This is a genomic window from Cellulomonas sp. P22 (genome assembly GCF_044392165.1).
In genome coordinates, this window is the sequence record NZ_JBISBW010000009.1 from 83,639 (window position 1) to 97,753 (window position 14,115).

The 14,115-nt window shown below is 71.9% G+C and carries 15 protein-coding genes; 11 read left to right on the forward strand and 4 right to left on the reverse strand.

Annotated elements, in window-relative coordinates:
- Window positions 1-124: 124 nt before the first annotated feature.
- Window positions 125-1,300, reverse strand: coding sequence for a GDSL-type esterase/lipase family protein (locus tag ACGIF2_RS12245; RefSeq protein ID WP_396046981.1), 1,176 nt, complete (start codon window positions 1,298-1,300; stop codon window positions 125-127).
- A gap of 32 nt (window positions 1,301-1,332) precedes the next feature.
- Window positions 1,333-1,908: a TetR/AcrR family transcriptional regulator gene (locus tag ACGIF2_RS12250; protein WP_396046983.1), complete on the reverse strand. Its 576-nt coding sequence runs from the start codon at window positions 1,906-1,908 to the stop codon at window positions 1,333-1,335.
- A 347-nt stretch (window positions 1,909-2,255) separates the two neighbouring features.
- On the opposite strand from ACGIF2_RS12250, the gene ACGIF2_RS12255 reads away from it, so the two are divergent.
- The 4 genes from ACGIF2_RS12255 (at window position 2,256) to ACGIF2_RS12270 (ending at window position 6,794) form a co-directional block, all read left to right on the forward strand.
- Window positions 2,256-3,734: an OmpA family protein gene (locus ACGIF2_RS12255; protein WP_396046985.1), complete on the forward strand. Its 1,479-nt coding sequence runs from the start codon at window positions 2,256-2,258 to the stop codon at window positions 3,732-3,734.
- Between the two features lie 204 nt (window positions 3,735-3,938).
- Window positions 3,939-4,880, forward strand: a complete 942-nt coding sequence (locus ACGIF2_RS12260; protein WP_396046987.1) for a cold-shock protein — start codon at window positions 3,939-3,941, stop codon at window positions 4,878-4,880.
- Window positions 4,877-5,320, forward strand: a complete 444-nt coding sequence (locus ACGIF2_RS12265) for a hypothetical protein (protein WP_396046989.1) — start codon at window positions 4,877-4,879, stop codon at window positions 5,318-5,320. The genes ACGIF2_RS12260 and ACGIF2_RS12265 overlap by 4 nt, the downstream gene beginning before the upstream one ends.
- Before the next feature lie 427 nt (window positions 5,321-5,747).
- Complete coding sequence (locus tag ACGIF2_RS12270; RefSeq protein ID WP_396046991.1) at window positions 5,748-6,794, forward strand: DUF2776 family protein; 1,047 nt, start codon at window positions 5,748-5,750, stop codon at window positions 6,792-6,794.
- Between the two features lie 332 nt (window positions 6,795-7,126).
- On the opposite strand, the gene crcB is transcribed toward ACGIF2_RS12270, so the two are convergent.
- Entirely contained in the window at window positions 7,127-7,504 is a 378-nt protein-coding gene (gene crcB / locus ACGIF2_RS12275) for a fluoride efflux transporter CrcB (protein WP_396046993.1), read from the reverse strand.
- Window positions 7,501-8,040, reverse strand: coding sequence for a fluoride efflux transporter FluC (locus tag ACGIF2_RS12280; RefSeq protein WP_396046995.1), 540 nt, complete (start codon window positions 8,038-8,040; stop codon window positions 7,501-7,503). Before ACGIF2_RS12280 ends, crcB begins: the two co-directional genes overlap by 4 nt.
- Before the next feature lie 223 nt (window positions 8,041-8,263).
- Here ACGIF2_RS12280 and ACGIF2_RS12285 point away from each other — a divergent pair, with 223 nt between their 5' ends.
- The 7 genes from ACGIF2_RS12285 to ACGIF2_RS12315 are packed head-to-tail and all read left to right on the forward strand — an operon-like array spanning window position 8,264 to window position 14,105.
- On the forward strand, window positions 8,264-8,569 hold the full coding sequence (locus tag ACGIF2_RS12285) for an urease subunit gamma (RefSeq protein ID WP_396046997.1): 306 nt from the start codon (window positions 8,264-8,266) through the stop codon (window positions 8,567-8,569).
- A 2-nt stretch (window positions 8,570-8,571) separates the two neighbouring features.
- On the forward strand, window positions 8,572-9,468 hold the full coding sequence (locus ACGIF2_RS12290; RefSeq protein WP_396046999.1) for a sirohydrochlorin chelatase: 897 nt from the start codon (window positions 8,572-8,574) through the stop codon (window positions 9,466-9,468).
- A gap of 43 nt (window positions 9,469-9,511) precedes the next feature.
- On the forward strand, window positions 9,512-9,928 hold the full coding sequence (locus tag ACGIF2_RS12295; protein ID WP_396047001.1) for an urease subunit beta: 417 nt from the start codon (window positions 9,512-9,514) through the stop codon (window positions 9,926-9,928).
- Window positions 9,928-11,652: an urease subunit alpha gene (gene ureC / locus ACGIF2_RS12300; protein WP_396047003.1), complete on the forward strand. Its 1,725-nt coding sequence runs from the start codon at window positions 9,928-9,930 to the stop codon at window positions 11,650-11,652. The genes ACGIF2_RS12295 and ureC overlap by 1 nt, the downstream gene beginning before the upstream one ends.
- 8 nt (window positions 11,653-11,660) lie before the next feature.
- The gene (locus ACGIF2_RS12305) at window positions 11,661-12,386 is read left to right on the forward strand and encodes an urease accessory protein UreF (RefSeq protein ID WP_396047005.1); all 726 of its coding nucleotides are present in this window, start codon (window positions 11,661-11,663) and stop codon (window positions 12,384-12,386) included.
- A 46-nt stretch (window positions 12,387-12,432) separates the two neighbouring features.
- The gene (gene ureG / locus ACGIF2_RS12310) at window positions 12,433-13,068 is read left to right on the forward strand and encodes an urease accessory protein UreG (RefSeq protein ID WP_396047007.1); all 636 of its coding nucleotides are present in this window, start codon (window positions 12,433-12,435) and stop codon (window positions 13,066-13,068) included.
- Window positions 13,035-14,105, forward strand: coding sequence for an urease accessory protein UreD (locus tag ACGIF2_RS12315; RefSeq protein WP_396047009.1), 1,071 nt, complete (start codon window positions 13,035-13,037; stop codon window positions 14,103-14,105). The genes ureG and ACGIF2_RS12315 overlap by 34 nt, the downstream gene beginning before the upstream one ends.
- Window positions 14,106-14,115 lie beyond the last annotated feature (10 nt).

Genomic DNA, 14,115 nt, shown 5'->3' on the forward strand with positions numbered 1-14,115 from the left:
GCGGGTCGGTGGAACCCTCCGGATAGCTGCGGTGCAGTTCTGGCCGGTGTCTCGACCACCCAGCGCCCCGTCGGCACGAGGAGGCTCGGTGTCGGCGGGACGCTCGGGTGGTGGCGTGCGGCCGTCAGAGCCCGGTCAGGGCGCCGTGAGTGCCGAGCGCCAGCCGCGCGAACCGCTCGCCCATGAGCTGGTGCGTCGCGGCGTCCGGGTGCAGCCCGTCCGGCAGCGGGTGGGCTGCCTCGTCGGCCGGGCCGTACAGCTCACGCCCGTCGAGGTACGCGATGTGCGGGTCGTCGGCCGCGCGCTGCTCCACCACGCGCTCCAGCTGCTCGCGGATGACCTCGAGCGTGAGCCGGCCCGCGGGCACCTCGGCCGGGTCGCCGGTGGCGAGGAACCGCACGGTGCCGGTGCCGAGCGACGCAGGGTCGACCGCCCCCGGCCCGGGCGTCCGCTCGTGGATGGGGCAGAGGATCGGCCCGACCACCAGCAGCGGGGTGTCCGGGTGGCCGTCGCGGATCGTGTCGAGGAACCCGTGCACCGCGGGCACCAGCGCCCGCAGCCGCATGGCGTCGGCGTTCACGATGTTGATGCCGATCTTCACGCTGATCAGGTCGGCCGGCGTGTCCCGCATGGTCCGCGCGGTCAACGGGTCGAGCAGCATGCTGCCCCCGAACCCCAGGTTGACCAGGTCCACGCCGGTGGTCGCGGCGGCGACGGCTGGCCAGGTGCCCGTGGGGGTCGCGGCGTTGGAGCCGTGGCTGATGCTGCTGCCGTGGTGCAGCCACACCGGGCGGCCCGCCGTCGGCGCCGGGTCGACCGGGGCGTCGGCGCGCAGCGCCACCAGCTCGGTCAGCTCGTTGTGCGGCAACCAGATCTCGACGGTCTTGTCCCTGTCGGGCAGGCCGCCGAACGTCACCGTGCCCGGCGCCCCCGGCCGGACCTCGCGCGATCCCGTCTGCAGGTCGATCGCCAGCACGTCGCCACCGCGCACGACCCCCTCGGCGGTGCGCACGCCGTCGACGGTCAGCTCGTACACGCCGTCCGGGCGGGCAGGGGCGCCGAGGTACGCGATCTTCGTCGGCCGGGTCGTCAGCGCGAGCACGGTCGCCCGGGTGCGCAGCACGAGGCGGACGCCCGACGGCTGCGCCTCGGCCATCAGCAGCTGCGGGTCGGGGTACTGCCGGCGTGCCCACGCGGGGAGCCGGTGCGGCCGGACGCCGTCGGCGGTGCGCTCCAGCTCGACGGCGCCGCGGAGCAGCGCGTCGGTCAGGGGGATGTCCTGGGTGGTGCGGTCGTCCATCGGTCTCGTTCTCGTGTCGTCGGGGTGGGGGGTCACGCGGCCGGGGACGGCCAGTGCCGGAGGGCGGCGTCGAGGGCGTCGGTCACCCGGCGCCACGACGTCTCCGCGTCGGGCGTCGAGTGGTCGAACCCGCCGTTCGCCTGCAGCCGGACGAACCCGTTGACGGTGCTGCCTACCAGCCGCACCGCGTGCACCTGCTCGTCGGGGGCGAGCCCGTAGCCGTGCAGGGCACCGCGCATCAGCGCGGACACCCGGGTGCCAGCGGCGCCCGCCTGGGCGAGGTCGACCCGCGCCTGCGTGGCCGCCCACCGGCCGGGGTGCGCGTCGGCGTAGCCGCGCACGGCGCCGACCAGCGCCTGGACGGCCTCTCGCCCGGACCGGCCGGCCAGGGCCATCGACAGGCCGTCGCCGAGCTCCTCCAGCGCGCGGACGCTGATCCGGGTGCGCAGGTCGTCGGTTCCGCGGACGTGCGCGTACAGGCTGGCGGGCTGCACGCCGAGGCGTCGAGCGAGCGCCGAAACTGTCACCTGCTCGAACCCGACGGCGTCCGCGAGGTCGACGGCGGCGTCGGTGACGGCGTCGACGGTTAACCCGGCGCGTGCGGCCATGTGCGGGCTCCTTGTCTACGGATCGGTGTTCCTAGACTACACCTCGTAGACACGGCCACGCTTGGAGTGCGCATCTGCTCACGTGGGGCACGATCGGCGCGTCCTGCCAGGAAGGCCCTGACGCTCTACGCTCGCGTGGTCGCGGGAGTACACACGTCGCATCGGTCGCAATCCGGGCAGATGCGGGATCGTCAACACACACTGGGAGCCCAATGCACTCGCACCGCGCTCGACCTGCTGGCGCACTGCCCGCGCTGACCACGCCCACGCGTGCACGCGCGGTCATGGCAGGCATGCTGGTTGCGCTGAGCTGCGCCGCCTGCACCCCGGGGGAGGGCGTCGCGCCGATGACGACGCCGTCGGCCACCGGAGCCGTGGCAGGGACGGTGGTCGCGCCCGTGGTGCGCACGGTGACGATCGGCGGCGACCAAGTCGAGCTCGCGGTCGGCCCGGTGGCCGTCCACGGGGACGTCGCGGTCCTGCGGCTCGCGGCGCCCACCGATCCGCCCGCTCTGCGCATGGCCTTCTGGGAGGCCTTCGAGGGCATCAGCACCCCAGGCCCGAACGGCGCCCGACTGATCGACGTCGCCGAGGGCACCGTGATGACAACCCTGCGCGACAGCAGAGACCTCGCAGTGACGAGCAGGAACGGCAGCCCGGAGGGTCCCGCAACCGAGGCCGCGCAGCAGGCCGCGGGAGAGGACACCGAGGTGGTCTACGCCGCATTCACCGTTCCGGACGGTGACACGGTCGACGTCCTCCTGCCCGAGGCGGGCTGGTTCGAGGGCGTCCCCGTCGTGGACGCCGCGGCAGCCGGGGCATTGACCGTCCCTCCGGCCGAGTTGACGGACAACGACATCACGGACCAGGCGCCGTTCCCGCTGGAGTTCTACACCGAGCAGGTCGACGGGCTGGTGCGGGCGCGGCAGACCCCCACGGAGGTCACCCTCGACATCGCCTCTGACGTGCTCTTCGCAGTCGACTCCGCCGAGCTGGGTGCCGATGCGCAGGCGGCTCTTGCCGCGGCCGGCGCGCAGGTCAGCACGTATTCCGGCGGGCAGATCACGATCGTGGGGCACACCGACGACGTCGCCGACGAGGCCCACAACCTCGACCTGTCGCAGCGCCGGGCCGCGAGCGTGGAGCAGCAGCTGAGCACTCTGGTCGACCTCTCGGGGTTCGACGTGTCCGTCGAGGGGCGCGGCGAGAGCGAACCCGCCATGGCCGGGACGAGCGACGAAGCGCGAGCGCTGAACCGCCGGGTGACGATCACGTTGGTGCCCGCAGAGGAGGCCGCGCCCGCGCCCGCGGCGCCGGGTGACTCCGCGGCGCTGCCCGAGGCCACCGGGCCTGCCGCTACCGGGCCTGCCGGCGTGACGGTGCAGGACGGTAAGAACAACTACTCGGTGCGACTCCCGCAGGTGCGCCGGGTCGGTCCGTACCTGGTGGGCGAGCTCGAGTTGACGAACCTGGGGCCCAAGGACCTGACCGATGGAGTGCTCGCCTCTGGTGTGTCCGACACGAGGGGGCAGTTCGACCCCAGCCTCCAGCTGGCGGCTACGAACGTGAGCCTGCTCGTCGGCCGTAGCCGCGTCTACCCGGTCGACTACGTGCGGCCAGCGGTCGACATGCGGGAGCCGCTGGCTGACCGGGGGGTCACCGTCGACGCGGGCACGACGCGCGTGGTCACCGTCGTGTGGCCGGACACCGGCACGACGTCCGTCGCGGTGGAGGTCGCCCCGCGGCAGATCTCGGCGTTCGGCGGAGTCACCGTGGGCGGGGCGGCGTTCCGGCTCACCGACGTCCCTGTCGTGGACGCAGAGTAGGGCGGACCCCCTGCATCGCGGCGATGCGCGCATCGGACTCCTTGCACGAGACGAGGTGTCTGCCTGTCGTGCCGGCGCAGGTCAGGCCGCCCTGGGTCTCGCGGGGGCATGGAACTACCGTCCGAGAGTCGCCCGCGGACACCCGCCGGCGGTTCCGTCAGGGACACTAGGGAGATCAACCGTAGTTTCGACGAGGAGTCAAACGTGCCCCAGGGGACTGTCCGCTGGTTCGACACCGATCGGGGGTTCGGATTCATCGCCCTCGGGGACGAGGCCGAGGACCTGTTCGTGCATGCGTCCGAGATCGTCGGCGAGGACGGGCCGAAGGTGCTCCGCGAGGGGCAGACGGTCGAGTTCGAGCTGGGCGAGGGGGACCGCGGCCCGCAGGCGCGCCGGGTCCGGGTCACCGGCGACCAGGCCGCTGACGCGCCGGTCGGCGTGCTCGGCACGGTCACCTGGTACGAGCCGGCCAAGGGGTACGGCTTCATCACGCCCGACCGTGGCGGCGCGGAGATCTTCCTGCACAGCTCGGCCATCGTGGGCGGCGGTGTCGTCTCCGAAGGGCAGCGGGTCGCGTTCATGGTCGTCGACGGCGAGAAGGGGCCGCAGGCCGACCACCTGCTGCCGCTCGGCGCCGACGCCGCCGCGCAGGCCGGCGGGTCCGACGGGGCAGACGGCACCGTGTCCTGGTACGACGTGGACAAGGGCTACGGCTTCGTCGCCCCCGATTCCGGCGGCGCGGACGTCTTCGTCCACCACCGCGCTCTGGCCGGTGGGCTCGCCGAGCTGTACGAGGGCGACCGGGTGACGTACGACGTCGCCCCGAGCGAGAGGGGCCCGCAGGCCCGCGACGTGCAGCTCGTGCGCGGTTCGGCGCCTCAGGCGGCGCCGGCGTGGGCGCCGGCCGGGCGGCCTGGCGGCCGGTCGTCCTCCGACGCGCCTGTGCGCGGCGGCGAGGGCGTGGTCGCGCGCTACGACGCGGAGCGCGGCTTCGGCTTCATCACCCCCGATGCCGGGGGCGCGGACCTGTTCGTGCACGTGTCGGTCATCAGGGGCACCGAGGCGCTGGAGGAAGGCGATCGGGTCCGGTACGACGTGCGCCAGGGCGACCGGGGCCCGCAGGCCGACCGCGTCGAGCTGCTGTGAGCACCCTGGACGAGGTCGGCACGCGAGACGCCTGGCGATGCTGGCTGTGCGACGAGCCGGTCGACCCCGACGCGTCCGTCAACTCCGACCGCGGACCGAGCATCGATGGCGGCGCGACGCCCAAGGGCAAGAAGGCAGCACCGGGCTCCGAGCGGCTCGCGCATCGGGCCTGCAACACGCGCAAGGGTGCGGTCAAGCCCGTCGTGGCCTGGTCGTCGTCGCTGTTCGTCGTGGAGCCGGCACCGATCGTGGCGACCGTCGAGCGGCTGACCCGCAAGGGCGGGCGTGAGGTCGTGGCCCGCTGCCCGACCAAGGCGGACGGTGAGAAGGCCGCCGCCTGGCTCGTGGACCGGCTCTCGCGATTCGCCCCCGACCTTCGCGTGACCGCCGCCGTCGAACCGGGCGGTGGGCAGTTCCTCCTCGTGCTCCGCACTGTTTGAGCTTGCTGCTGGGTGGCCGTGGCGACGGTGATCTCGCTGCCGGTGGCGCTCGGCCTCGCGTTCGCGGGATGGCTCTGGACACCGGCTGTGGCTGGTGGTGAGCCCCACCCGGGCGAGGGGACTGCCCTGTGGGCGCTCTCTGGAGCTGCGCTCGTCGGTGGTTTTGTTCTCGCCCCAGGGCCGGCCCGGTCGCGCAGGCTGATCGGGGGGTCTCGGGGTAGGGGCCGCATGGTTCCTCATCGGACGCTTCGTGCTCTCTGCTCTGTGACCGCGGCCGCCGTCGAGCACGGACGGCCCGTACGAGTGGGCGTCGTGCTGCGCACCGGCGACGGCCGCCAGGTGGAACGCGGTGAGCAGCCGGGGAGCCGGCTCGACGCGCCGATCTCGTTCGCTGTCCTTACTGTGGGGAGCGACGTGGGGGGGACGAATGAACCTGACGATCAGCATTCTTTTCCGGGCGATCCCGCTGGCCATGGGGGCGGTGTGTCTCGCGTTCGGGTTGTACGTCCTGTCGGGCGGTGACGACACGAACCACTTCGTGGCAGGCCACGTCAACGTGGCGCTCACGGCGATCTGCATCGCGCTGTTCTCCACGGCCGCGACGATCATCCGCCAGCTCGTGCACAGGTACGGCAGGGTGTGGGAGATCCTGCTGCCCGTGCTGGGGTACGCGGTCGCGCTGGCCACGATGATCTGGGGCGTCACGATCGTGCGGCGGGGCGACGAGCCGCAGTTCATCGTCGCCGGGTACGTGATGATCGGCATCGGGTTCATCGCCGCGAGCGTGAGCACCGTGGCCACGGCCTCGACCAGGTTCACGCTCATCCAGACCAGCGCCGCGCGCGACGTCGGCAGCGGTCCACCTCCCGAGGCGTACTCATCGCGGGTCCGCGCCGTGCTCATCGCGGTACCGGCTGTTCTCGCGGTGATCGGTCTGGTGATCGCGGGCACGCTGTACGCGCGCGGTTCGACGCCCGAGGTCGTCGCCGGGCACGTGGTGACCGGGCTGTCCCTGGTCTGCTCCGCTCTCGTCGCGCTGGTCGCCAGCATCGTGCGCCAGGTCCGCAACGAGTTCGGTGAAGGCGAGCGCTACCGCTGGACGTGGTGGGTCGTGGCGATGGGGACCATCAACGTCCTCCTCGGCCTCGGGGTCCTCCTGGCCTCGGACAAGCCGGCGCGGCTCGCCCCCGGCGTGGTGCTGATCGGGCTCGGGCTCATCTGCTTCAGCATCGTGTCCAAGGTCGTGCTGCTCGCGCTCGTGTGGCGCCAGGTGTTCCCACTGGCCAACCGCATCCCGATCATCCCCGTGGGCACAGCGCTCACCTGCCTGTTCTTCGCGGCGTTCCTGTTCGAGGCGACCGCGCGACAGCCCGGCTTCTTCGTCGGCGCACACGTCCTCGTCGGGCTCGGGGCCGTCTGCTTCACGCTGTTCTCGATCGTGTCCATCCTCGAGGCCGGGACGTCGTCGTCGTAGCCCGCAGGAACGCGTTGGGGGGTCGTCTCGTCGGCCCCGGTGAGCTGGAGGTCTCTTCGGTGCCGGGGAGTTCTTCGGTCGCGACGCTCTTGAGGCCGGTGAACCCGTTTGTCGCGATCTCGCCTCCATCTGATCGCGGAATGTCCACCTGGTCGGTGCGCCAGGTCTGAACAACCTGCTTCGCGCGGGCTTCGACCATGTCCCCAGGCGTGAGGGGGTTCGTGGGCCAGCGGCAGATGAGTCGCATTATGCGCGTGACGTGCGCTTGACGTGTCGCCGGCGAAGAATGCCGACAACCTCGCTGGGACCATTCCTGGAGCTTCGGGTTGCTGCTACAGCGAGAGTCCCCAGCTATATCCGACAGCGGCCAGCGCGACGGTCACGACGAGGATCCCGATCCCGTAGGCCAGCGCGACGCCGTAGTTCTTCTTCCGGACCAGCTGGACCGTCTCGTAGCTCGCGGTGCTGAATGTCGTGTAGCCGCCGAGGAACCCGATGCCGACCGTGGCGCTGACCACGGGCGAGGCGACGTTGGCGGCGACCAGCCCCGTGAGCAGCCCCAGGACGAACGAGCCGGTCAGGTTGATGATCGCGGTGGGCCAGGGGAAGGACGAGCTGACGCGGCTCCGGATCTGGGCGTCCACGACGTAGCGCGTGCAGGCGCCGAGGCCGCCCGCGAGGACCACGAGGACGAACACTCCGGGCGTCATGACTTACCTCCGGGAGCCGCAGGTGTCGTCTTCTGGGCGTGCCCCTCGATGTGACGCAGCTCGTCCTCGTCCGGCTCGTGCGGGTGCAGCCGCGTGCCCAGGGCGATGCCCGCGAGCGTCGCGAGCGCGCCGATCAGCACCGTGCCGAGCGCGTACGGGACCGCGACGTTGGCGCGATCATCGTGCAGCAGGACGGCCGTGTCGGTCGCGAGCGAGCTGTACGTGCTCAGGCCGCCGCAGAATCCCGTACCGATCAGCAGCTTGAGCCGGCCGGTGAGCGCGGTGCCGGGCGCGGTGCGGGCGAGTGCCTCGTACAGGTAGCCCAGGGCGAACGCGGCGAGCAGGTTGACCACCGGCACGACCACCGGCACCTGGTCGACGTTCGGGATGGCCTGCATCAGGCCTTCGCGCGCCGCGACGCCCAGGATGCCGCCGATCATGACCAGGCCGAGCCCGGACCAGTGCAGCGGTGTTCGGTGGGGCCTGCGCGGTGCCGCGTGCGCACGCCCTGGCTCGTGGTGGCTGTCGGATGCCATGTCTCTGACGCTAGGCCGGAATGCCGTCGCGCGCGCGACTAGAGCCCGGGCCGGGCGTCGAGAACGATTCATTTGTACAGCCGTTCAGAAAGCCCGCGCACGGGGAATCCGCCGCCCACCTGCGGATATGCCCACGAGTTGTCGTCAATGGGGTTCGGCGTATCGTCAAAACGAGCACGCAGTCACAGCCGAGGTGCCACGTCATCACGAAAGGTCCCAGGACATGGATCTGACCCCGCGTGAATTGGAAAAGCTGTACGTGTACCAGGTCGCAGACCTCGCACGGCGCCGCCGCGAGCGCGGCACCAAGCTCAACGTGAGCGAAGCGCAGGCGCTGGTCTCCGAGGCCATCCTCGAGGCCGCCCGCGACGGCAAGTCGGTCGCCGAGTGCATGGAGCTGGGCAAGCACGTCGTCTCGGAGCACGACTGCATGCCCGGCGTCCGCAAGCGGATCGCCCTGCTGCAGGTCGAGGCCACGTTCCCGGACGGCAGCAAGCTCGTGTCTTGTCACGACCCCGTCGCGGTGTGACCGTGTCGATGCCGCAGCTCCGACCCGTGCTGGTCGGCGGTCACGAGAGCCGGCAGGGGGCGGACCTGGAACGTCTGCTCGCCGTCCTGCCCGGTGCCCTGGTGACCGCGCCCGGCAGGGCCCTGCACGACCGGGTGCGTGCCCTGCTGGAGTCGGGTGCGGGGCCGATCGCGGTCCTGCCGATGACCTGGGGGCGGGACCCGGTGGCGGTCGCCGACACGGCCCGCACCCTGCACTGGCTGAGCACGGGCACGGGCACGGACGCCGCCCGTGGGCGGCTCGCCCTGTGCGAGCCGTTCGGCACGATCGACCACCTCGTCGCGTTGCTGCGGATGGCGGCGACACGGACCGTGGCCGCGCAGCCCGACGCCGCTCTGGTGATCGCGGCCCCGCGGGCCGACCCGTTCGACGACGCCGAGCTGCACCGCGTCGCGCACCTGGTGCGGACCCATGGCGCCGGCCTGGAGGTGGCCGTCGCGTGCGTCGACACCGACGCCGACCTCGCGCATGCCGTCGGGCGCGAACGGCTCCTGGGCGCCGACGGCGTGGTGGTGGTCCCGGCGGGGTTCGCCGAGTCGAGCCCGGCTCCCGCTGCCCTCGACGGTGCGTCGTTCTACGGCCCGCTGCTGTCGGACCGTGCGATGGCGCGGATCGTCGAGGAGCGCGTGGCCACGGCCGTGCACGAGCTCGACCACGGCCGCGACGGCATCGACGAGGGGCTGGAGGCCGACCACGGGCACGGCTACGCCCACTCGCACGAGAGCGTGCCGGGTTCGGGCGCTCATCCGCACACCCACGGCCACCAGCACCAGCACCAGCACCACGATGTCGCGGCGGCCCTCGCGCCCGTCGCACCGGGCCCGACGCGCGCCGACGCACCCGCGCCGGCGCACCTGTGACGCCGCACGCCCCGACCCCAACCACCACGTGGAGGGACACACGATGCTAGGCAGCCCCAAGTACGACCACAACGAGAAGGACATCGAGATCAACGCCGACCGCGCGAAGGTCACGCTGCAGGTCGCCAACACCGGCGACCGCGCCGTCCAGATCGGTTCGCACTTCCACTTCTTCGAGGTCAACCGCGCCCTGCTGTTCGACCGCGAGAAGGCGTACGGCATGCACCTGGACCTGCCGGCTGGCACGGGGGTGCGGCTCGAGGCGGGCGACACCCGCGAGGTCACGCTGGCCGCCTACGGGGGCGGACGTCGCGTCATCGGGTTCAACAACCTCGTCGACGGTGGTCTCGACGCCCGCCAGACGCGGCTCGACGCCCTGCGCCGTCTGGCGGAGTGCGAGTTCAAGGACGGCGCGCCGAGCACGCCGAAGCCCGACGCCACCCATGGGGGGGACCACTGATGGCGATCCTGTCACGCAAGCAGTACACCGACCTGTTCGGCCCCACGCGGGGCGACAGGATCCACCTGGCCGACTCGAACCTCGTCATCGAGATCGAGAAGGACTACAACGAGGGGCACTACGGCGACGAGATCGTCTACGGCGGCGGCAAGACGGCGCGCGACGGGATGGGCGCCGACCCGCGTGCGACAGCCCCGCAGGGCGTGCTGGACCTCGTCATCACCAACGCGATCATCCTCGACCCGGTGCTCGGCGTGATCAAGGGCGACATCGGCGTCAAGGACGGCAAGATCGCGGGCGTCGGCAAGTCCGGCAACCCGCACCTGCAGGACGGCGTCGACCCGCGTCTCGTCGTGGGCACCGGGACGGAGCTCATCGCCGGCGAGCACCTCATCGCGACCGCTGGTGCCATCGACCCCCACGTGCACTACATCTCGCCGCAGCAGGCCGAGGCCGCCCTCAGCAACGGCATCACCACGCTGTTCGGCGGCGGGACCGGCCCCAGCGACGCGACCAACGGCGTGACCACCACGCCCGGCGCCTGGTACCTGCACCGCATGATCGAGGCCGCCGAGGACGTCTCGGTGAGCATGGGGTTCTACGGCAAGGGCAACGGGTCGCTGCCCCAGGCCTTGATCGAGCAGCTCAAGGCCGGCGCCGCCGGGCTGAAGGTGCACGAGGACTTCGGCGCCACACCCGCGGCGCTGAGCGACGCCCTGTCGGTCGCCGACGAGTACGACGTGCAGGTGGCGGTCCACACCGACAGCCTCAACGAATCCGGTTTCGTCGAGGACACGATCTCGGCGATCAACGGGCGCACGATCCACACCTTCCACACGGAGGGCGCAGGCGGTGGGCACGCCCCCGACATCATGAAGCTCGCGAGCTACCCCAACGTGCTGCCGTCGTCCACCAACCCGACGCTGCCGTACACGGTCAACTCGGTCGACGAGCTGCTCGACATGGTGATGGTGTGCCACCACCTGTCGCACGACATCCCCGAGGACGTCGCGTTCGCGGACTCGCGCGTGCGCGCCGAGACGATCTCCGCGGAGACCGTGCTGCAGGACGAGGGCGTCATCTCGATGTTCTCGTCCGACTCGCAGGCGATGGGTCGCATCGGCGAGTCGGTGATGCGCGCCTTCCAGACCGCGCACCACAACAAGGACAAGCGCGGCAGGCTCGCGGAGGACACCGAGCGTCACGACAACTTCCGGGTGCTGCGCTACCTGGCCAAGGTGACGATCAACCCCGCGATCACGTGCGGCATCTCCGACTACTACGGGTCGCTGGAGGCCGGGAAGCTGGCTGACATCGTGCTCTGGCCGGTGGGCTCGTTCGCGGCCAAGCCGAAGATGGTGATCAAGGGCGGCGTCATCAAGTGGGCGCTCATGGGAGAACCGAACGCGTCGCTCCCGACCCCGCAGCCCGTCTTCTACCGTCCGATGTTCGGGGCGTACGGCCGGGCGCAGCAGAGCACCCGTGTGACGTTCATGTCGCAGGCCGCGATCGACGCCGGGGTCCCCGAGCAGCTCGGTCTGCGCAGCACCGTGCTGCCTGTGCGCCGTACCCGCCAGCTGGGCAAGGCGCACATGGTCCGCAACGACCGGGCACCCGATGTCTACGTCGACCCGGAGACGTACAAGGTGACGCTCGACGGGGTCCCGGCCCACATCGAGCCCGCGAAGTCGCTGCCCATGACCCAGCTGTTCTTCCTGGCCTGAGGAGCGCCGTGCCGACGACAGCCGTGCCGACGACCGACCTGCCGAGCAGCGACCTGCGCGCGCTGCTCGTCAGCCTGCAGCTGACGGACTCCGCGTTCCCGAGCGGCTTCTACACGATGTCGCACGGGCTGGAGGGCTTCAGCCAGGCACGGCTGGTCGATCGGGGCGGCGTCGAGGGCCTGCTGCGGGGGCTGCTGCTGCACTCCGTGGGCCCGGGCGACGCGACCGCGCTCGCTCGGGCCCACGAGGCGGCGGCCGTGGGCGACTGGGACCGCGTCCGACAGGTGGATCACCTGCTGTACGCCACCAAGCTCAACGCCGAGATGCGGCGAGCGTCGGTGCGCAGCGGCCACCAGCTGTCCGACGTGGCGGGTGCGGCCCTCGGGGGGCCGGTGCTCGCGGAGTGGGCGCGGATCCTGGCGGCGAAAGAGTCGCCGGGATGCCAGCCGGTCGCCACGGCGGTGGCCTACGCCGCCGCGGGGGTCGGGACGGCCCAGGCCGTCGCGTCGGACCTGTCGGCGTTCGCGGTCAGCGTCCTCGGTGCCGCCCTGCGGCTCCGGCTCGCCGACCACCGGCAGGTCCAGGTCATGCTGCACGCCGTGGGTCCGGTCATCGCGCAGGCGGCCGAGGAGGCCGTCGCCCGCGACCTGGCCGACCTGGGGGGCTGCGTCCCGATGGCGGACGTGATGTCGGCCCAGCACGAGCGTGCCGAGGCGCGTCTGTTCACGAGCTAGCACGCACCGGCGCGGGGACGCACCGCCGGACGAGAAGGGGAGAGCGATGAGCGAGAACGTGCTGAGGATCGGCATCGGGGGACCGGTGGGATCCGGCAAGACGGCGCTGACCGAGGCCCTGGTGCCGCGGCTGATGGCCGCCGGCAGGCACCCCGCGGTGATCACGAACGACATCTACACGCAGGAGGACGCCCACCACGTGCGCCGCGAGCTGGCCGGCGTGCTGGACCCCGAGCGCGTGATCGGGGTGGAGACCGGCGCGTGCCCGCACACGGCCGTCCGGGACGACCCGACGATGAACCTGGCGGCGGGTGCCGAGATGCTCGAGCGGTTCCCCGACGTCGACACGCTCCTCTACGAGTCTGGCGGTGACAACCTCACCCTCACGTTCTCCCCGGCGCTCGTCGACGTGTTCGTCTTCGTCCTGGACACGTCCGAGGGCGAGAAGATGCCGCGCAAGCGTGGTCCGGGCATCACGGACTCCGACATCCTCGTGATCAACAAGATCGACATCGCGCAGTACGTGCGCACGGACCTGGGCGTCATGGAGTCCGACGCGCACCGGGTGCGCGAGGGCAGGCCCGTGGTGCTGACCAACTGCCTGACCGGCGAGGGCGTCGACGCGCTGCAGGACCAGATCCTCGCCGCGTGGGACGGCCGCACGCGCGCCCTGGTCTCGTGATCGTGAGCGCCGACGTCGTGACGGACCCTGGGGTCCCCGCGGTCCGCGCGACCGGACCGTCCGACGCGCCGCCGGACGTCGCCGGGCAGGTGGCACCCGCGTACGGCGGGCGTCGGCTCCAGCCGGCCTACTACCTGCCGGACCACGTCCCGGCCGAGGTGGCCCGGTACGCCGGCGTGCCCGACATGCTGCCTGCGGGGAGCCCGGGGAAGGTCGGCATCCTGGACCTGCGGTTCGAGCGGACAACCAACGGCACGGAGCTGGTGGCGCACTACCAGAAGTCGCCGTTGCAGATCATGCGGCCGCTGTACTACGACCCGCTGCGGCAGGACATGCCGTACGTCTACCTGATGTCGACGGGCGCCGGGATCCTGCAGGGAGACAGGCTGCGGACCGACCTGAGCTTCGGCCCCGGCACGAGCGCGTACGTCACCACGACGGCCTACACGCGCGTGCTGCGGATGGAGCAGGACTACGCCGTCGCGCTGATCGACGTCGACGCCGCCGAGCACGCGTACGTGGAGTACATGCCGGAACCTCTCGTCCTGTTCGTCGACTCGCGCCTGTACCAGCGCACGCGCCTGACGGTCGCGGAGTCCGCCACCGTCGTCGCGGGCGAGACGCTCGTCGCCGGGCGGCTGGCCCACGGCGAACGGCACCGGTACGCGGCGCTCGCCGCCGACCTCGAGATCAGCCGACCGGACGGGACGTGCCTCGCGGTGGACCGCGTACGGCTCACCCCGACGGACCGCGGCACGGGCGGTCTCGCCGTGCTCGCCGACCACGACGTGCTGGCGATGCTGTACGTCGTCACCCCGCTCGCGTCCGCCGCGGACCTGGCCGACCTGCTGCACGCCGAGCTGGCCGGGGCCGAGGGTGTCGTGCTGGGCGTCAGCGCCCTGCCGGGGGACGTCGGCGTCTGGGTACGGATCCTCGGCGACGCGACCGAACCCGTCGCGCACGCCACCGCTCTCGCGTGGCGGGCGCTGCGCCTGCGGCTCACAGGCCGGCCGGCACCTGTCGTGCGCAAGACCTGAACCGGGCGCC

Excerpts from the sequence above, each read along its gene's own strand:
- ureC (WP_396047003.1), top strand. The coding sequence starts at position 9,928 with ATGGCGATCCTGTCACGCAAGCAGTACACCGACCTGTTCGGCCCCACG.
- ACGIF2_RS12285 (WP_396046997.1), top strand. The coding sequence starts at position 8,264 with ATGGATCTGACCCCGCGTGAATTGGAAAAGCTGTACGTGTACCAGGTC.
- crcB (WP_396046993.1), bottom strand. The coding sequence starts at position 7,504 with ATGACGCCCGGAGTGTTCGTCCTCGTGGTCCTCGCGGGCGGCCTCGGC.
- ACGIF2_RS12295 (WP_396047001.1), top strand. The coding sequence starts at position 9,512 with ATGCTAGGCAGCCCCAAGTACGACCACAACGAGAAGGACATCGAGATC.
- ACGIF2_RS12270 (WP_396046991.1), top strand. The coding sequence starts at position 5,748 with ATGAACCTGACGATCAGCATTCTTTTCCGGGCGATCCCGCTGGCCATG.
- ACGIF2_RS12280 (WP_396046995.1), bottom strand. The coding sequence starts at position 8,040 with ATGGCATCCGACAGCCACCACGAGCCAGGGCGTGCGCACGCGGCACCG.
- ureG (WP_396047007.1), top strand. The coding sequence starts at position 12,433 with ATGAGCGAGAACGTGCTGAGGATCGGCATCGGGGGACCGGTGGGATCC.
- ACGIF2_RS12255 (WP_396046985.1), top strand. The coding sequence starts at position 2,256 with ATGACGACGCCGTCGGCCACCGGAGCCGTGGCAGGGACGGTGGTCGCG.
- ACGIF2_RS12250 (WP_396046983.1), bottom strand. The coding sequence starts at position 1,908 with ATGGCCGCACGCGCCGGGTTAACCGTCGACGCCGTCACCGACGCCGCC.
- ACGIF2_RS12245 (WP_396046981.1), bottom strand. The coding sequence starts at position 1,300 with ATGGACGACCGCACCACCCAGGACATCCCCCTGACCGACGCGCTGCTC.